Source organism: Alcaligenes sp. Me129 (genome assembly GCF_050487245.1).
GTDB lineage: Bacteria > Pseudomonadota > Gammaproteobacteria > Burkholderiales > Burkholderiaceae_B > Alcaligenes > Alcaligenes phenolicus.
This window is the reverse complement of the sequence record NZ_JBKQGX010000013.1, coordinates 43072-60695: the sequence shown is the minus strand read 5'-3', so window position 1 is coordinate 60695 and position 17624 is coordinate 43072. Positions and strand designations below refer to the sequence as shown.

Sequence of the window (17624 nt, the reverse complement as noted above, 5' to 3'; positions counted from 1 at the left end):
AGGGCCGTGCATGCCTGATTCATGTCGCCCAACGTTGACGCATCCACATATCCAGCTCAAAGGCGGGTGTGGGTTTGGCGAACAAATAGCCTTGGGCATAATCACAGCCCATTTGTCGTAAGCAATCCAGATCCTCCTGCTGCTCTACTCCTTCGGCAGTAACACGCAGGCCACGCTGCTTGGCCACCCGGATCCAGTCTTGTACCTGTTCGCTTTGCTCGCGACTGTGCGCCAAGCCATTCACACTTTGCCGGTCCAGTTTGAGTTCTGAAAACGGGGCTGACATCAAACGTTCCATTGAGCTGTAGGCCACCCCGGCATCATCTTGCGCCAGCCCAAAGCCCATCGCTACCAGGCGTGAAGCCCCTAAAAACAAGGCGCAGGGCGTTCGGGTGTTGGAGTTTTCCAGCAACTCCAACGTAATCTGGCTGGCCTGCCCCTGCTGTTCCTGTACACAGGCCATCAGACGATCTGGCAGGCTGACATCATCAAGCAAATGAGTAGGCAGGTTCACTGCCACAGGCACCGACAAACCCTGACGACGCCAATAGGCCTGCAAACCTAGAACCTCTTGCAGCATATGCAAGAGCAAAGCCTCGTCCAGGCCATGCTCACTGAACCAGGGCAAAAATACATCGGGTGACAAGACACCCCATTGAGGGTGACGCCAGCGCGCCAGAGCCTCCAACGCAACCAACTGCTGGGACTGCACCGAGACCTTGGGCTGCAGCCACGCCTGAACCTGCTCCTTTCGCAAGGCATCGAGCAAAACGGCCCGCGTAATCAGCATCCCGCCCTGTTCAGGCTGAGCGCACCCGCTACGGCCCGAAAAGCCGTAAGGCCGGACTAGGCGGCTGCTCAAGGCCTTGCTGTCTACCGGAGCTGCGCTTGCTTTAGCAGAACGCCCGACAGCGGGGACAATGCGCCGGGGCATCCACAAGCCGGACTCCGAGCGAGGCTGACGAAGCAAGTTCATCACCATCGTAGGTGGCATGTGAGAAGTGGATGGTGCGAACATGAATGTCCCCGGCTAACAATGAACAGACTGGAATTTCCAGGCCAGAATCGATAACTGAGATCGTAAGATTTCCTGCGGGCTAATGGCCTAGGAATAGTCTGAAAACCCCAGCCCTTGCCAGTGCAGCCCGCTCTTTGTATGAGCGGATGCCCTTACAGGCCTAGTCATACATGAACGTGACCACGGCCTCGGCCTGCAAACTGCCTGGTGTTACCGTGCCGCTTTGCACATTGGGCAATTGCACATACTGGGCGGTGATAGGCAAATGCATATCAGATAAAGAGCTGCTTGTTGGCCCTTCCACGACGGGGGGCCGGTCCGGCAAAGTAGAACCCACAGGCGCAGGACCAAACTCGATTGGCTGCTGGCTATCCCGGTGATACAGACGCACACCAACCGACGGATGTGAAGAGCGCAAATAATTCTTGGGCTCCGAACTGGCACGAGTATCGGTAAAAAAGGCCTTGATCGTGGTACCTACCGGACAGCCGCGGCCTACCAGTTCAAAGTTCTGTTCAGCGATCCTCCCCTCGCTGCGACTGCTGCCATATGCGGCCAACTGCGAGAGGGTGATGGGCGGCATGGACACCACCCGGTTCAGGTCAGCCGACGAACAGGTGGGTGCTGGTGGTTTGGGCATTTCGGGAATTCCGCCCCCTTTTACCAAAGGCCCCATAAGATCAAGGATCCCATTAACGCAAATTGTGTTTCTGCCTGCCGAACTAGTCCGAGAAACAAAAGCAGTAACTGCCTGCTCATTAGTGACCTCAAGCTTTCCACCTTTATATTTTTCCGCGTCGATCACCACGATTTCGTATTTGAAATAATACGAAATCGTGTAACTTTTTGGGCCTTCTCCGGTCAACATCTTCCCCATATAAGAAACAGAAACCGGGGTTCCGTCAGGACGGACAGAGGACGCAGTAAACGCGTAAAGACTATAAAATCCATTCCAGGAAACTCGTACTCCCACACCAGGTGTCTTGGGCATAGGAATAGCGTTATAGGGGTGATTACCACCGTTCACTCCCCCCGCATCCACACTGGCTTTACGCTCTTTTGACGAATAAAAGAATGTCGCGTTTGTCAATGCTGATGCTATTACCTGACCGTTATAGAATCCATTTCCATAAGGCTCGACTTTCCAGTCATATAAATTCAAATCCGTATTTCTTAGGCAATCCTCACTAGCTTGAGCAACAGCATTCACGGAAAAGCAGGTAAAAAAACCGGCTACCAGTATTGAACACAACTTGCTTTTGCATTTTTTATTTCTCATGGGATTACCTTTTTTTAAATAGGCATGTAAAAAGACCCAGATATAATTTCACCCATTCATACCCCAACAAACCATAAGACTATTCCGATAGTGCTTTTTACCTACTGTCTGAATCTGTGAATCAAGCCGGCTAAAGCGCATAGATCAGAGGCCGGAAAGCTGCAAAATCGACGAGCTTTTCCCGTCCTCGACGTCCTCTGGTAAACCCCAGTATGTTTAGGCATCAATATTTTGTAGATTGAAAAAGCAGACATCTGAGTCTGCCAAAACACATGCATGCGCTGCCAACGTTGCCAGCGACATGCAGGCAATAAAGCCTCACTCCCTGTCACCAGGGGTGGGGCTTTTTTTGTGCGCGTCATTGGCGCATGCACGGTTTTGAAAACGATAAGGAGAGGACAAATGACTGTAAGTGTCAAAGACACCCTGGCTGCAAAAGGAATACACCCCAGTCCCGAACATCTGGCCAAGCTGGAGACCAAATGGCGCGAGATTCAAGCCATGAAAGGCAATCTGGAAGGTATTGCCATTGACGATGCCGACCTTGCTATCAAACACCTGGCCGGAGGGGATCACCATGAATAAGGAATTGCTTGAGCTAAGCGTCATTGAACTGGCGGACAAACTGCGCAACAAGGCTGTTTCTCCTGTCGAAGTGACCGACAACCTACTGGCCTACATCGACGAGTCGAACCCACAGACCAACGCCTACATTTCCGTCACCGCCGAGCAGGCCAGAAAAAGTGCCAAGCAAGCCGAACAGGACATCATGGCCGGCAAGTACAAGGGCGTGTTCCATGGTGTGCCCCTGGCGCTGAAAGACAATATCTACTTTGCGAACGAGGTCACCACCATGGCCTCCAAGATTCACAAGGACTTTGTCTCCAAGGACGACGCCACCGTTGCCACCAAGCTGCGCGATGCCGGGGTAATCTTCACCGGCAAGCTGAACATGCACGAATATGCCTGGGGCATTGACAACAACAACCCGCACTTTGGTGCCGTGCATAACCCCTGGAACCCTGATCGCGTCCCCGGCGGTTCCAGCGGTGGCTCCGGCGCCGCCGTTGCCTCCCACAGCTCTTACAACACGCTGGGTACTGACACAGCCGGTTCCATTCGCATCCCGTCGGCCGCTTGCGGCATTGTGGGCCTGAAACCCACGCACGGACGCGTCAGTAAATTTGGCGTCTATCCGCTGGCCTGGACCCTGGACCACGTTGGCCCCATGTCCAAAACCGTAGCGGACGCTGCCGCGATGCTGGAAGTGATTGCCGGTTTTGATCCCCGCGACCCGACCTGCGCCAATGTCCCTGTCGGCTCCTACCTGAGCGCTCTGAACGGCAACGTCAAAGGTCTGCGCATCGGCATCATCGAAGACTACTTCTTCAAGAACGTCGACTCGGGAATTGAAAAAGTCATTCGCGACCGCCTGGCCGACCTGGAAAAACAGGGCGCCAAGGTCATCCCCCTGAACGTGCCTGCCCTGCGCTACTCCGAATGGGCCGAGTTGGCCGTCAGCCTGACCGAGGCGGCGACCATCCACCACCAGGACCTGATCAAACGCCCAGAGGACTTTGGCGGTGACATTCGCTTCCTGTTTGAACTGGGCGAACTGTTCAGCGGCATCGACTACCTGCAAGCCCAGCAAGTACGCCGCGCCCTCAAACAGCAATTTACCGGCACCTTCAGCGACGTAGACGTCATCATCGCCCCCACCCTGCCTTGCCAGGTACCGGACATTGGCGTGGATACCGTCAACATCAACGGAAAAACGCTGGACTTCATCGACGAAGGCATCCGCTTTACCGGCCCCAGCAACCTGACCGGTCTGCCGGCCGTCACGGTGCCCGCCGGTATCTCCAACGGCATGCCCGTAGGCCTGCAAATCATCGGCCCTGCCTTTGAGGAAGCACGCATCCTGAACGTAGCCTACGCCGTAGAAGCGATGAAACCCCTGGCAGGACACCAACCCGCTCTGAAGCCTTAAGCCGACCCCGGCCCCACCTGTATGCATAGGCAGCCGGGGCCGTTTTTTTACACCACAAGCCAGAACTCCAATTTGGGATTCTGGCTTGCTCTTTATGTATTTCCCAAGCCCCTCAAGCCCGCCGCCCGACCAATCGGCGGGTCAGAGTCCTTGCCGCCGGCGAACCATTGCGTAGGGATGCAAGCGCCCTTCTGTTTGACGGGGACGCTTGTGGCTGGTCCGGGGGACCAGTCACCCCCGGAGTTAAGGGCGCGCCCGGAGCAATGGTACGCCAAGGGCACCGGTGCGCAGCACCGGCAAGGGCTCAGCCGATTGGTCGGGCGGCGGGCTTGAGGGGCGTCTTGGCAAAAAAACCCAGATACTGACCAAGAATCAAGCTCCCACACTCACATCCAGACAATCAAACACCGCAGGCATCAAATGCGCCACATTCAATCGCGTCCTGTCCTTGAACTCCTTGCTGACGGCAAACGCACTTCCCGGCATCAGCAAGACCCCTTTGCTCTCCAACCGCTGAATAAAATCCGCCAAATCCGGCAGATCCGGATGCCGAACCCACAAGAACATCCCACCTTGCGCCTGTACCTCGAACTCCCAGCCATATTCCTTCAGCACCTTCTGCGCAATTTGCTGGTGCGTCATCAACTGGCGTTGAATCGCCTGCGTGTGCTTGGCATAAGTGCCATCGGCCAGAATCGTATTCACAAAACGCTCGCAAAACCCCGGTACGGCCACACTGGTCAACAATTTCAGACGCAGCAAGGACTCCATCAACTTCGGCCCACAAACCAGATATCCGATACGCAAGGAAGCCGACAGCGACTTGGAGAAACTGCCTATATAGACCACATGCTCAAAATCCCCCAACCCCGCAAACGTCTGACGCACACCAGGGAAAAAATCCCCATACACATCATCTTCCACAATCAGAAAATCGTGTTCGGCTGCGCGCTTCAGCACTTCAAAAGCCACCTTGGGACTTAAACCCGCAGCAGTTGGATTATGAAAAGTGCTATTGCAGAAAAAAGCCCGCACTTTGTGAGTCTGCAAAATACGATCCAGCACCGCCACATCCGGCCCATCCGCCAGACGAGGCACCCCGACAGGTATCCCACCGCACAAACGAATCAGCTTGATCAAATTACTGCTGCAAGGCTCATCCACCAGAACATGATCCCCGGCGCGAATCACCGTGCGCGAGATCAGATCCAAGGCTTGCGTTGCTCCCAGGGTCGTCAAAATCTGCTGAGGGGAAACCTGGATCAAGGTCGATTGACGCAGCAAGAGGGACAACTGCTTGCGTAACGGCAGATACCCATGAATATCGCCATACTCCACCAAACCACTACGGCCAGATCGGGCCGTTTTGCGTATGGCCTTGGCCAGCATATCCGTATCCCGCCAAGGCAGGGGCAACCAACCACAGCCCAGCTTGCACTGCTCGGGCCTGGCCTGCAGCAGTTTAAACAAGGGATCCATCGGGGCTTCGGACGGCAGAATGGGCAGGTCCTCGTTCAAACCGGACCAGCGGGCCACAAAATAACCGCGCCCTTGCAAGGCCTCCAGCATGCCCTCACCCACCAGACGGGTGTACGCACTGACGACTGTGTGATGGCTCAAACCCTCCCTTGCCATCATCTTGCGAATCGAAGGTAACTGCTGCCCTACCGCCCACTCGCCCTGGAGGATGGCGTCCTTCAAACGCTCATGAAAACCCATACCTGCCTGCTCCCCAAACACTGTTAGAAAAAATTAGCTAACAGTTTTCAGGATAGTACACCGACTGTTCGAGACAGGGGCCCCCGACAAGGCCAAAATCCCCACCAGCATGTGCAGGCGTGACCAGCATTTTCTCCTGCACATGCAGAACGCGTTGCATCACACTTCCGCTGTTCCTGACTGCACGATCAGCCTCAATATCCCTCGCCACGTAGCACCATGACTGCCACCCACCTTCCTTACAGAACCTACCTTTACTTTCTGGCCCAATCCATCAACCTGACCACTGCCGTCATGTCTGTCACCATGGCTGCTTTGGTAGGTGGCAGTTTGGCCCCCGAGCCCTGGTTATCCACCGTGCCCTACGGTTTTCAGTTCCTGTTTGTGATGCTCTTTACCTTGCCCGCCTCCAGATTGATGGCTGCCATAGGTCGCAAGAAATCCTTTCTGCTGGCAAGCCTGCCTTTGGCTGTATCGGGGGTGGTGGGATATTGGGCGATAGAAATGAAGCTGTTTTCCTGGCTGGTGGCCTCACACGCCCTGCTGGGAATCTATATTGCCTTTGCCAACTTCAATCGCTTTGCGGCCACGGACGGACTGAACAACAGATTGAAACCACGCGCCATTTCATTAGTTGTGGCTGGCGGGGTAGTTGCCGCCGTGTCAGGCCCAATGCTGATACGGGGTTTGAAAAGCAGCAGCTTCGGACAGGAATTTGCCGCCTGCTATGCTGCCTTCACCGTTCTGGCCCTAGTGTCGCTGATGCTGAATCTGCTCATCAAAGAAGTACAACCGAGTCATGGCGCGGCACCCGGGGAAAAAAGCCGTGGCCAGGCACTTGGACTGGTGCTGCACAACAAAACCCTGGCCATTGCCATCTGCATTGCGGCCATAGGTTACGGCATCATGAATCTGCTGATGATTCAAGCTTCCATGCATATGTCCCATCTTCATGTGCATTTCTCGGATATCAGCACCGCCATTCAATGGCATGTGCTGGCCATGTTTGCCCCCTCCTTTTTCACCGGCTTTCTGATTCAAAAATTTGGCCTGAAAACCATTGCCATCAGCGGCATCGTGCTCTTGCTGCTCAGCAGTCTGGCCAATATCGTGGCTCATACTTATACGGCGCTGAGCCTGTCCCTGTTAACGCTGGGGCTGGGATGGAACTTTACTTATGTCGGTGGCAGTGCCTTGCTGAGCAACTGCCTGGAAGGCAAGCCGCAAGCTATGGCGGTACAGGGCTTGAATGATCTGGGCGTCTCCATCTTTGCCACACTGGGTGCCTTTGCCCCTGCCTTCCTGTTCAGCTTTGCTGGCTGGAGCGGCACCAATATTCTGGCCGGACTTATCTGCCTGATGCTACTGCTTCTGTCGCTGATCTATATTCCGCCCCAAACATCAGGCAAGCCATAGATCCGGACCTTACCCACTGAACACGCTAGCGGGCTTTCAAGCCCGCCCCTGCACAATCACGGCTTCCTATGAAAAGCGGCAGGATTTTTGTACTCCTGTCGATAATCGCGAACCGTGAAAATCAGATAGTTCTTAATTTTCTGCCCGCATCTGCATGGTCCAATTCCCGTGCAGCACAAGCCCAGACACTCTGATCACGCCACGCAAGGCTATCACTTACCACAGGCAGCGATGGCCTGCATGTCCCAACTTGGCTGCAACGCTCGAACTCAATGCTCGTCCCCTAAAAGAATCTGAATAAAGATAGTCGAACGTCTCGAGGTGTTTATGCGATTCGCTGTTCCCGGCGCGGCCATCCTGGTCGCTCTTTTTCTTTCTGCTTGCCAAGCTAGCGCCCCTGTTCGGCCCACCCCGGAATCCGCCGCGTCGGGCAAGGAAGACAAGTGCTATCAGGAATTCGCGGCGCTAAAAGAGCTGGACCCCGTCTCTTATGAGAAATATCGACAGCAAATGCAGACCATTGATGAGAACTTTGGCATCTACAAGGCCAATGCATCTCTGATTGATGAAAATGCGTCTGAAATCATGCTGACCGAAGTGAATAAAATGCTTTCCCTGGTTTGCATCCGGATCAACAACGCCGTCTATTCCAATATGGTCGATCGCGTTCAATCCCTGAACAAGCTATGAAAAAGTACTTCAATGTAGCCCTGTGCTGCACCTTGCTGATTTTCTATGAGGCCTCTCACTCGGTTGGAACAGGTTTACTGGACCGCCTGGCCCAGGAAAACATTATTGGCGACGGCCTAGCTCGCCCCCAATCCGCCTCAAATCCAGTAAAGCGAAATACCGTCCCCTCTTTCGCTGTCGATTCTGATCAGGACAACAGCCACGCCTTGCTCCGCAACGAACTGCATCAAGCCAATACTCAGTTGATCGCCTTGCAACAGCGCCTGTCGGATGCCGAAAACCTGAATAGCCAGCTGCAACAACAACTCCAGCAGCTACAGGCAGAACCGGATGGAGCTCTGGTCCTGGCGCCCATTGCTATCGATCAGGAGCAGAACCAAGCACGGATCAAGGAATTGAGTCAGCGTCTGGAAGAAGAGCTGAGTCAGAAACATGCTTTGGCATCAGAACTGGAAAGCCTGCAAAGAGACCGAAGCCTGGAGCTGTCTAATGGCCAGTCACAAGACAGCAGACTGGCTGCAAATGCGGCTGAAATCACCACCCTCAAAAAAGAAATTGATGGTCTGAAGGAAACAAAACAGGACTTGCAGCACAGACTGGTCGCGCAGGCTCTTACTGCCAGCAAGGCAGAATCTGGCGGAGCCCCCAGGCGCATGATTGTGAATGATGCAGCCTCGTCAGATATCCGCCTTAGCTATGCCATCGGAGCCTGGTATGCGGACAGTGCGCCGCACGAGACACAGAAGCTGGCATCCATTGGCAAAACACTGGATTTGCAAGCCTTCTCACAAGGCTTCAGCGACAAGATCGATCAACGCCTGCAGCTGTCCTCCAGCATCATTTCTGTGGAGCTGGCCAACGTAGACAAGTTATTGGAGCAAGCCATGCTGTCCAAGAACGAGAAACAGGCTAAGTCTGTTCTTGCGGCGGCTGGAGCCGAAAAAGGCGCAATCAAAATGCCTGATGGTGTGGTCTACAAAATCTTGAGCAAGGGCAAGGCGCCCATGGTAACCGCTAGCAGCGACATTCTGTTTGAACTGGATGAGGAACTGGCCACAGGTGAGGTGCTGGCGGCCAGAGAAACCAAAACCAGTCTCACCACGAACTTGCCGCCCCTATTCCAAGATATCGTCAAACAACTGGGTATTGGCGGTTCGGCAAGAATCCATATCCCTATCACCGAGGCTCATGCTGCTACTGGTGTGCTGCCGGGCTCGGTATCGATCACTACCATCAAAATTATTGGTGTGAAATAAGACTGGAATAGAGGTGCCCCATTCCTCCGCATCAAGGATCGAGCCGGATATCAGGTATCGGATGTCGGATGTCGGATGTCGGATGTCGGATGTCGGATGTCGGATGTCGGATGTCGGATGTCGGATGTCGGATGTCGGCATCAGTATATTTTCCAACACAGGATGGCGGCTCCAACACAAAAAAAGAGCCGCCAAACCTGTCGTTTAACGAGCGGTATAGCCCCCGTCGGCCACCAGACATGCTCCCGTCATGAAGCTGGCCCCCTGCGACAGCAGGAAGGCAATGGCATGGGCAATTTCATCTGAATGCCCCAAGCGGCCAATAGGATGCTGAGTCACCAGATCAGCCCGCGCCGCCTCGTCGTAGTCCGACAGAATCGGTGTATCCACATAGCCGGGGTGAATCGTATTGATGCGTATGCCTTTGGAGGAGTATTCCAGCGCAGCGGCTCGGCTCAACCCCACTACCCCATGTTTCGCCGCGTTATAGCCGGGCAAACGGGCATTGGACACCAGGCCCATGATGGACGACATATTCACAATCGCCCCACCACCCGCTGCCAAAATAGCCGGAATCTGATAGCGCAAGCCATAGGCTACGCCATTCAGATTGGTATCGATCAGGCGATGCCAATCATCCAGATCCATCTCCCCAACCGGCTTGGAGCCGCCCAGAATGCCTGCATTATTGACAGCAAAGTGCAAAGCGCCGAAATGCTCAATGGCACAATCCACCAAGGCTTTCACTTGCTCGGGCTTGGTCACATCGGCTACTTGGGCTACCGCCTTGCCACCCGCTTGTTCGATCTCCTTGACCACCTCCTCCAGGGCACTACGATTTCTACCGGACACCACCACAGACAAACCATTCGCAGCCAGCACACGTGCGGTTGCAGCGCCAATACCTGACGTTGCCCCCGTCACCAAAGCAGAGTGACCAGAGAATGAATACTTCATTGTGGAACTCCTAAAAAATAGGCCCCAGTAAAAGTGGGGCCCGGATTTTCGCTGGCTAATTTTGGATTGAAATACTGATTTTGTTCTCGCAGCGACGTGATCCCCCAACTCAAATAGAGGTGTAGCCCCCATCGGCCACCATGCAGGCGCCCGTCATGAAGCTGGCACCATCCGAAAGCAGGAAGGCAATGGCATGGGCGATTTCATCCGCATGGCCCAAACGACCAATCGGGTGCTGGGCCACCAAAGCAGCACGCGCGGCCTCATCAAAGCCCGACAGAATGGGGGTATCCACATAACCGGGGTGGATGGTATTGATGCGTATGCCTTTGGAGGAATACTCCAAAGCCGCAGAACGGCTCAGGCCGACGACTCCATGCTTGGCCGCGTTGTAGCCGGGCAATGTCGGATTGGCAACCAGGCCCATGATGGAAGACATATTCACAATGGCGCCGCCCCCTGCCGCCAAAATGGCGGGGATCTGATAGCGCAGGCCATAGGCTACGCCGTTCAGATTAATGTCGATCAGGCGACGCCAGCCATCCAGGTCCATTTCGCCAGCCGGGCCGGAATCCCCGCCCACACCGGCGTTATTGACGGCAAAGTGCAAGGCCCCGAAATGCTCAATGGCGCAATCAACAGCCGCCTTTACTTGATCAGGCTGGGTGACATCGGCCACATTGCCCACGGCCTTGCCACCGGCCTGCTCAATTTCCTTGACCACGGCCTGCACGGCATCAGCCTGTACGTCGGACACCACGACCGACAATCCATTGGCCGCCAGCATGCGGGCCGTGGCGGCACCAATGCCGGAGGCTGCACCCGTTACCAGAACAGAGTGGCCGGAAAATGAATACTTCATACTCAAAACTCCTTCAAAAATTCATTCACGCCAAATCTCAGGACTTGCGCTGACGAGTCCTGGACGGAGCGCCCGTGCTGGCAGGCTGAGCTACAGCCTTGCTCTGTCCGGATGCTGGCGATGGGCTCATGGCAGGTTTAGATACTGGCGATTTGCTTGTAGCAGGAGCTGCCGAGCTTGAAACGGCGGAGGCTGGAGTCCCAGCAACGGGGGTCGCTTTACCCGTTTCCTTGCTGGGCTCCGCCGATTTGGCCTGGGGTTTGGCCGCTGTATTACCCTCTGCTTTTGTCGTGGCGCCAACCTTGGTATCACCCATGGAGCGAGCAACAGGCTTGTCAGCTGCGGGCTTGGCGGCTGCTTTCACTGGTGCTGTTGCCGCTGTTTTAGCGGTCGTAGCTGGTGACGATGTACCAGTCGATTTCACGACCGTTTTCTGTACTGGCTGGGCCGCCGTTGGCTTTACTGACGCAGGAACAGCCGACTTCTTGGCCACTGCAGGCGTCGTTTTAACAGCTGCTTTCGTTGTGACCTTGCTTGCTGTTTTGGCGACGGGCTTGGTGCCTGCACTGCTCGATTTCTCGCCCTGCTCCTGCTGTTTGGCGGCCGACTCGAACAAGCCAAGAACTTCTTGGGAAGCTTGAGTTACCGCCTCGGAGGCAGGGTCTTGTTCGTCGATGGCGCTGATCAATTGCTTGATCAGGGATGCCACCAGACGAATTTCCTCGGGCGTCTGCCTGCTAAGCAAATGGGGAATCGCTTCCACGGCCTTATGACCGTGGTGCGCCAGCACCAGGGCCTGCTCGCGAATCGCAGCACGCATTTTTTCAATATCAAAATTGCCCGTGTCGTATTGCTCGCGCAAACGCATGGCGGCATGGTGATAACGCTCGTCCACGCTGTTGCGCTGCTTGGCTATATGGAACAAACCACGCAGTGCTGCTTCCAGCAAACCGCCTTCGTTCAACAAGCCATCCAATCTGTGCATTTGCTGGCGTACAAAGGCCAGATGCTCGGGCGAACTACCAGGATGGGGACGCGCCGGGATGGAATCGCCCGGTGCATGACCGGCCAGGGCCATCAGCAAAGGAGAGCCATAGACGGTGTCGAACCAGATCTGATAGATGCTGTCGCGGCGGTCACGATAATTATTCAAGACCCGTTCCATGGCCTGGGAGAAATTCTCCTGCGCCTCCAGGAAAGGATTATCCTCATCCACAGTCTGACGCTGCTGTGCGATATTCTCGGCCCATTGGTGGATCGTTGCGGCCCAGGGATGGGCGCTGGTCCAGGACTCGTAAGACAAGCGCATGGGATGCAATGCTTCCAGCAACGCGGCGGTATAAGGCGTAGTCAAAGCTTTTACCCAAGGCTGCAAGGTGCTCTTGTAAAAAGCCAGATTGATTTCCGACAGACGGGCAGCGGCAGCAAAGCGGCGATCAGATTCGGGATCAGGCTGCACAATCTCCGCAATTTCAGCCAGACTGCTTTGACGCACCGACATCAGATAGGGGTCATTCAATAAGGTGTCGTCGTCGGGCGTTTCCTCGACAGTGGCCCGATAAATTCCGGCGGGCAACAGGTCAATTTGATCAATCGTGCTGGCAAATTTGCGGTGCTCTTTACTGCCCACACTGCCCGACACAAAAATACCCAGGTGCCCGATACGATCATGGGTCGTGAACACAATGGTCTGGTCGTGACTGCGTACATCATCGTCGTCCAGATACAAGTCAGTAATCCAGCCCAGGGCCTGTGCAGGCGGCGTGATGTTGTCGCCAAAGGAACTGAACACCACAATGGGCGAGCGAATATTGCGCAGGTCGATACGGATGCCATCCGACGTCAACAACTGGGCTGTAGACAGCTTGTTGCCAATGAACAGGTTGTCCACGATGTACTGCATTTCCACATCATTCAAAAAGACATAACCCCCCCAGTACTTCTCGAAACCGATATAGCGCTCGGCCTCGGTGTCGGCCTTGGCGTACACGTTGTACTGCTTGGACCACAAGGTATTGGCCGGGTCCAGGTTCTCGAAATTCTTGACCAGCCACGCACCATCAAAACGGCCATTGCCCAGGTCGCTGGTCATAGCAGTCAGCCAGCTGCCGCCCAGCAGACCTCCGGCATAACGCATGGGGTTGCGACCGGCCCAATAGGACACGGGCGTACCGGCCAGAATCAAGGGGCCAAACAGCTCCGGCCAGACGGCGGCGGCCATCATGACCTGCCAGCCCGCCTGACAATTGCCAATCACCACCGGCTTGCCCTGACTTTCCGGATGCAGCTCTGCCGCCTTGCTGACAAAGGCAGCATGGGCACGCATCACGTCCTCGACGGTCTGACCGGGAACAGGGTCCGGTAAAAAACCAACAAAGTAACAAGGGTGCCCGGCTTGCAGCGCAGCACCGATTTCACTGTCGGACTTGAAGCCACCGATCCCCGGTCCGTGCCCTGCCCTGGGGTCCACCACCAGGAAAGGACGTTTGCTGGGATCGGTAGGCTGATCTTCCGGTGCCAGAATGCGCACCATCAGATAGTTAACGGGTCGGGGAAGACTCAGGCCCGACATGACCAGTTCAGCCGGGAAGTTCAGCACATTGGGCACCTCAACCTTGCGTTGAGCCTGGTACTGATCCCCGACCTGACGCTCGATATCGGCATACAGAATGGCGCGCTGCCAGGCGTCCACCAGGTACGAGGAGACGGTCTGACCCAGGTTCCAGGGATTCATCATCCAGGAGGACCAGGCCGTGCTGTCGTCACGAGACTTATCTGTCATCATCTTCTCCCTTCCATCAGCTATCTGTTCAAGCGGCCTCAATGGCAATCGCTACGCCTTGACCACCGCCAATGCACAAAGTGGCCAGACCCTTCTGGGCACCACGGCGACGCATTTCATGAACCAAAGTCACCAGCACGCGCGCGCCGGAAGCGCCAATGGGGTGACCCAAAGCGATGGCACCGCCATTGACGTTGACCTTGTCCATATCCCACTGCAAGTCTTTAGCCACCGCCAGCGATTGGGCAGCAAAGGCTTCATTGGCTTCGATCAGGTCCAGTTGCTCCAGTTCCCAACCCACCTTCTTCAAAACCTTGCGGCTGGCCGATACAGGGCCAATACCCATGATGGCCGGATCTACACCCGTGCTGGCCCAGCCACGAATCCAAGCCAGAACGGGCAGGCCCAATTCCTTGGCTTTTTCTGCGCTGGCCAGCAATAGCACGGCAGCGCCATCGTTAATAGTGGACGCATTGCCCGCCGTCACCGTGCCCTCTTTCTTGAAAGCAGGGCGCAGCTTGGCCAAAGATTCCAGTGTGGTTTGAGCACGTGGTTGCTCGTCGGCCTCGACACGGACTGGATCACCTTTGCGCTGGGGAACCTCGATCGGGGTGATCTCATCCTTGAAGCGTCCGGCTTCCATGGCGGCTACGGCTTTACGCTGAGATTCCACCGCAAAAGCATCTTGCTGCTCGCGGGTAATGCCGTAACGCTCGGCCAGATTTTCTGCCGTGATACCCATGTGATAGTTATGGAAAGCGTCGGTCAGACCATCACGCAGCAAGGTGTCGTCCATCATGGCGTGGCCCAGGCCCAAGCCGGTACGCGCCTTGTGTACAACAAAGGGAGCCAGGCTCATGCTTTCCTGACCTCCAGCCAGCACCAGATCGGCATCGCCCAAAGCAATAGCCTGAGCCGCCAGATGCACGGCTTTCAAGCCCGAACCGCAAAGCTTGTTCAGGGACATGGAGGGAACCTCATAAGGCAGACCGGCATTCACGGCAGCCTGACGGGCCGGGTTCTGACCAGCGCCGGCGGTCAGAATCTGGCCCAAAATAACTTCATCAATCTGTTCGGCGGCAACGCCCGTACTCTGGAGCACGGCACGAATCAGTTGTGCGCTCAAATCGTGGGCGGGCACTGTAGACAGCCCTCCTTGAAAACGGCCGATGGGACTACGAGTCGCAGCAACAATGGCGATATCTTTGTGCATATCCATTCCTTTCATAAGTCGCAGGCCCGACAAGCGGGCCCATACAGGCAGCAGCCGAACCGGATCTGGCTTAATACATATGCTGGCCGCCATTCATGGCGACATTACTACCTGTCATAAATCCAGCTGCTTCGCTGGCAATAAAGGTGACCAGAGCGGCAATTTCCTCGGGCTTGCCCAGACGGCCAACCGGGATGCCCGCGATAATGCTGTTACGCACATCTTCAGGCACGGCCATGACCATTTTGGTGGCCAGATAACCGGGGGAAATTGTGTTTACGGTCACGCCCTTGCGCGCCACTTCCTGAGCCAAGGCCTTGGTGAAACCATGCATCCCTGCCTTGGCGGCCGAGTAGTTGGTTTGACCGAACTGCCCCTTGCTGCCATTGATGGACGAGATATTGATCACTCGGCCCCAGGTACGCTCCAGCATGCCGTCAATAAAGGGCTTGGTCACGTTGAACACCGAGTCCAGATTGACGCGCAGCACATCGTCCCACTTGTCTTTGCTCAGCTTGCGGAACGTGCCATCACGTGTAATACCGGCGTTATTGATCAGGATGTCGACCTGCAGGCCGTCCTTCTCAATGGCTTGCGCCATTTGCTGGCACGATTCGAAATCGGCCACATCAACGTGATAGCCCTGAAACACATAACCTGCATCGGCCTGCTCTTTAAGCCAGACCTGGGCATCGGCCTCGCTGCGCGAGTGAGTCACCAGGACTTGGTGGCCCGCATCATGCAGGGCACGGGCGATCTCTTGACCCAGACCGCCCATCCCACCTGTCACCAACGCCGTGCGTTTAACCGTAGACATACCGCTTATGCTCCCTTTTTAGTGTCAGAGGCGCTGGCAGCGTTTGCCCAAGGTGCGCCCCACTGCTTGAAAATATCCATCATCGGCACGGCTGCACTGGTATTGCTGACCACCGCCATCACCGACTTTTGCCAGGCTTCCAGCGCTTCTTGCAAACCGGAGGTGAACTCGGTCTGGTTCTGGATGGCTAGTTGATTGATGGTCTGGCTGTCATTGACGCCGTGCTGGAACAAGCGCCAGAACGTGTCGGCGGGCAAGGTAGCCAAAGATTGCCAGTTACCCGTTTGCAGCAAGCCTTCAATCTCGGCCGTGGTCTGCTCCATGCTGCGCAAATTGCTTTTCTGTACGGACTCCAGCCAGCGATGACCGCCTTCCTGCAGCAGGCGCGTGATACGCAGTTGCAACTCAACATTGGCCTTGTACAGATCCAGGGGAAGTGTTTCCATGCTCATCGAAATCTCCTTAAAGGAAAAAAGTGCCCCCTGACGGGGCCCAGTCCATCAAGCCATCTGAGAGATGGTGTTACGAAAACGCCGCAGTGACAGAAGGAACAACGCTGTCCCGATCACCAGCAGGGCTAAAAAGGGTTGCCATACGGTTTCAATCCCAGCACCGCGGAACAAAATGGCCTGCCCCAGGGACACGAAGTGCGTGGTGGGAGCCAGCTGCATCAGGTTCTGAACAATTTCAGGCATGCTTTCGCGGGGGGTACGTCCGCCCGAGAGCAAATTCATGGGCAGCAAGGTCAGCATCAACAACAAACCAAACTGCGGCATGCTGCGCGACAAAGTAGCCAGATAAATCCCCATGGAGGTCATGGCAAACAGACACAGGACAGCGCCGCACAGAAACAAGGGAATGGAACCTTCGATAGGTACGCCCAGCAGGCCTCGCACCACAAAATTCAGCGAAGCCGCCGTCGCCACCAGAACCACCAACCCCATGGCCGTGACCTTGGACGCCATGATCTCGCCGGGTGTGACCGGCATCACCAGCAAGTGTTCGATGGTGCCGTGCTCGCGCTCCCGGATCAGAGCAGCGCCAGTCAAGATGATGGACAGCATCGCCACCGAGTTGATGACCTCGGCAATACTGCCGAACCAGGCTTTTTCCAATGTGGGGTTAAAACGCACCCGCAAGGCCAGATCCACCGGCAAGGTGTCAATGCTGCGATACCGCCGCACAAACTCGTTAACCTCGCCCATCACCACCTGCTGGATGTAGTTATTACCGGTAAAGGCCTGACTCATTCGGGTGGCATCAATATTCAACTGCACTTCGGGGCTGCGTCCGGCCAGCACATCACGCTGAAAGTTCGGTGGAATGTTCAGCACAAAGGTGAAAGCCCCGGTGTCCATGCCCGAGTCCATTTCCCCGTATTCGATCATGTGCGGGTGGATGAATTCAGGCGGATAAAAAGCCGAAGTAATGCGCGCCGACAAGGGGCTTTGGTCCTGGTCCACAATCGCGATAGGCGCATTGTTCAAGGTTTCGGGCTGCGCGGTCGCGGAGGTGTAAATCGAGACCGAAAACACGTACACAATGAGCAGCAGCATCATGGGGTCTCGCGCCAGACTCCAGAGTTCCTTGCGGCCCAGCAACAGTACATTCTTGAGTTTTCTCAT

The 17624-nt window shown here is 55.5% G+C and carries 15 protein-coding genes; 5 read left to right on the top strand and 10 right to left on the bottom strand.

What is annotated here, in order from left to right:
- Nucleotides 1-19 precede the first annotated feature (19 nt).
- Both ACLPGZ_RS13865 and ACLPGZ_RS13860 read right to left on the bottom strand, forming a co-directional pair.
- Entirely contained in the window at nucleotides 20-1018 is a 999-nt protein-coding gene (locus ACLPGZ_RS13865) for an EAL domain-containing protein (protein ID WP_082453639.1), read from the bottom strand.
- A 160-nt stretch (nucleotides 1019-1178) separates the two neighbouring features.
- Nucleotides 1179-2297: a fimbrial protein gene (locus tag ACLPGZ_RS13860; protein ID WP_081055408.1), complete on the bottom strand. Its 1119-nt coding sequence runs from the start codon at nucleotides 2295-2297 to the stop codon at nucleotides 1179-1181.
- Nucleotides 2298-2699: 402 nt separating this feature from the next.
- On the opposite strand from ACLPGZ_RS13860, the gene ACLPGZ_RS13855 reads away from it, so the two are divergent.
- Both ACLPGZ_RS13855 and ACLPGZ_RS13850 read left to right on the top strand, forming a co-directional pair.
- Nucleotides 2700-2882 carry a hypothetical protein gene (locus tag ACLPGZ_RS13855; RefSeq protein WP_003803240.1) on the top strand — a complete coding sequence of 61 codons (183 nt, stop codon included), beginning with the start codon at nucleotides 2700-2702 and terminating at the stop codon, nucleotides 2880-2882.
- The gene (locus ACLPGZ_RS13850; protein WP_137431185.1) at nucleotides 2875-4287 is read left to right on the top strand and encodes an amidase; all 1413 of its coding nucleotides are present in this window, start codon (nucleotides 2875-2877) and stop codon (nucleotides 4285-4287) included. The genes ACLPGZ_RS13855 and ACLPGZ_RS13850 overlap by 8 nt, the downstream gene beginning before the upstream one ends.
- Before the next feature lie 372 nt (nucleotides 4288-4659).
- Here the strand turns inward: ACLPGZ_RS13850 and ACLPGZ_RS13845 are convergent, their stop codons facing one another.
- Nucleotides 4660-6006 (bottom strand): aminotransferase-like domain-containing protein, encoded by a 1347-nt coding sequence (locus ACLPGZ_RS13845; protein ID WP_137431186.1) that lies wholly within the window; start codon nucleotides 6004-6006, stop codon nucleotides 4660-4662.
- A 219-nt stretch (nucleotides 6007-6225) separates the two neighbouring features.
- On the opposite strand from ACLPGZ_RS13845, the gene ACLPGZ_RS13840 reads away from it, so the two are divergent.
- The 3 genes from ACLPGZ_RS13840 to ACLPGZ_RS13830 all read left to right on the top strand — a co-directional run bounded on the left by ACLPGZ_RS13840 (nucleotide 6226) and on the right by ACLPGZ_RS13830 (nucleotide 9368).
- A complete protein-coding gene (locus ACLPGZ_RS13840; RefSeq protein WP_035272025.1) occupies nucleotides 6226-7422 on the top strand; it encodes an MFS transporter in 1197 nt (398 codons plus the stop codon).
- Between the two features lie 327 nt (nucleotides 7423-7749).
- The gene (locus ACLPGZ_RS13835; RefSeq protein WP_060186354.1) at nucleotides 7750-8112 is read left to right on the top strand and encodes a hypothetical protein; all 363 of its coding nucleotides are present in this window, start codon (nucleotides 7750-7752) and stop codon (nucleotides 8110-8112) included.
- Entirely contained in the window at nucleotides 8109-9368 is a 1260-nt protein-coding gene (locus ACLPGZ_RS13830; RefSeq protein ID WP_429641554.1) for an FKBP-type peptidyl-prolyl cis-trans isomerase N-terminal domain-containing protein, read from the top strand. The genes ACLPGZ_RS13835 and ACLPGZ_RS13830 overlap by 4 nt, the downstream gene beginning before the upstream one ends.
- Nucleotides 9369-9572: 204 nt before the next feature.
- Here ACLPGZ_RS13830 and ACLPGZ_RS13825 read toward each other — a convergent pair whose 3' ends face one another.
- The 7 genes from ACLPGZ_RS13825 to ACLPGZ_RS13795 form a co-directional block, all read right to left on the bottom strand.
- Nucleotides 9573-10325 (bottom strand): SDR family NAD(P)-dependent oxidoreductase, encoded by a 753-nt coding sequence (locus ACLPGZ_RS13825; protein WP_021446930.1) that lies wholly within the window; start codon nucleotides 10323-10325, stop codon nucleotides 9573-9575.
- 109 nt (nucleotides 10326-10434) lie between these two features.
- A complete protein-coding gene (locus ACLPGZ_RS13820) occupies nucleotides 10435-11187 on the bottom strand; it encodes an SDR family NAD(P)-dependent oxidoreductase (protein ID WP_060186352.1) in 753 nt (250 codons plus the stop codon).
- Nucleotides 11188-11224: 37 nt separating this feature from the next.
- Nucleotides 11225-13972, bottom strand: coding sequence for a DUF3141 domain-containing protein (locus tag ACLPGZ_RS13815; protein ID WP_429641552.1), 2748 nt, complete (start codon nucleotides 13970-13972; stop codon nucleotides 11225-11227).
- Between the two features lie 25 nt (nucleotides 13973-13997).
- Nucleotides 13998-15182 (bottom strand): acetyl-CoA C-acetyltransferase, encoded by a 1185-nt coding sequence (locus ACLPGZ_RS13810; protein ID WP_429641550.1) that lies wholly within the window; start codon nucleotides 15180-15182, stop codon nucleotides 13998-14000.
- A 70-nt stretch (nucleotides 15183-15252) separates the two neighbouring features.
- Nucleotides 15253-15999 carry an acetoacetyl-CoA reductase gene (phbB, locus tag ACLPGZ_RS13805; protein WP_270116767.1) on the bottom strand — a complete coding sequence of 249 codons (747 nt, stop codon included), beginning with the start codon at nucleotides 15997-15999 and terminating at the stop codon, nucleotides 15253-15255.
- A gap of 5 nt (nucleotides 16000-16004) precedes the next feature.
- On the bottom strand, nucleotides 16005-16445 hold the full coding sequence (locus ACLPGZ_RS13800; RefSeq protein WP_230940634.1) for a phasin family protein: 441 nt from the start codon (nucleotides 16443-16445) through the stop codon (nucleotides 16005-16007).
- 54 nt (nucleotides 16446-16499) lie between these two features.
- Nucleotides 16500-17624 carry an ABC transporter permease gene (locus tag ACLPGZ_RS13795; protein ID WP_353639703.1) on the bottom strand — a complete coding sequence of 375 codons (1125 nt, stop codon included), beginning with the start codon at nucleotides 17622-17624 and terminating at the stop codon, nucleotides 16500-16502.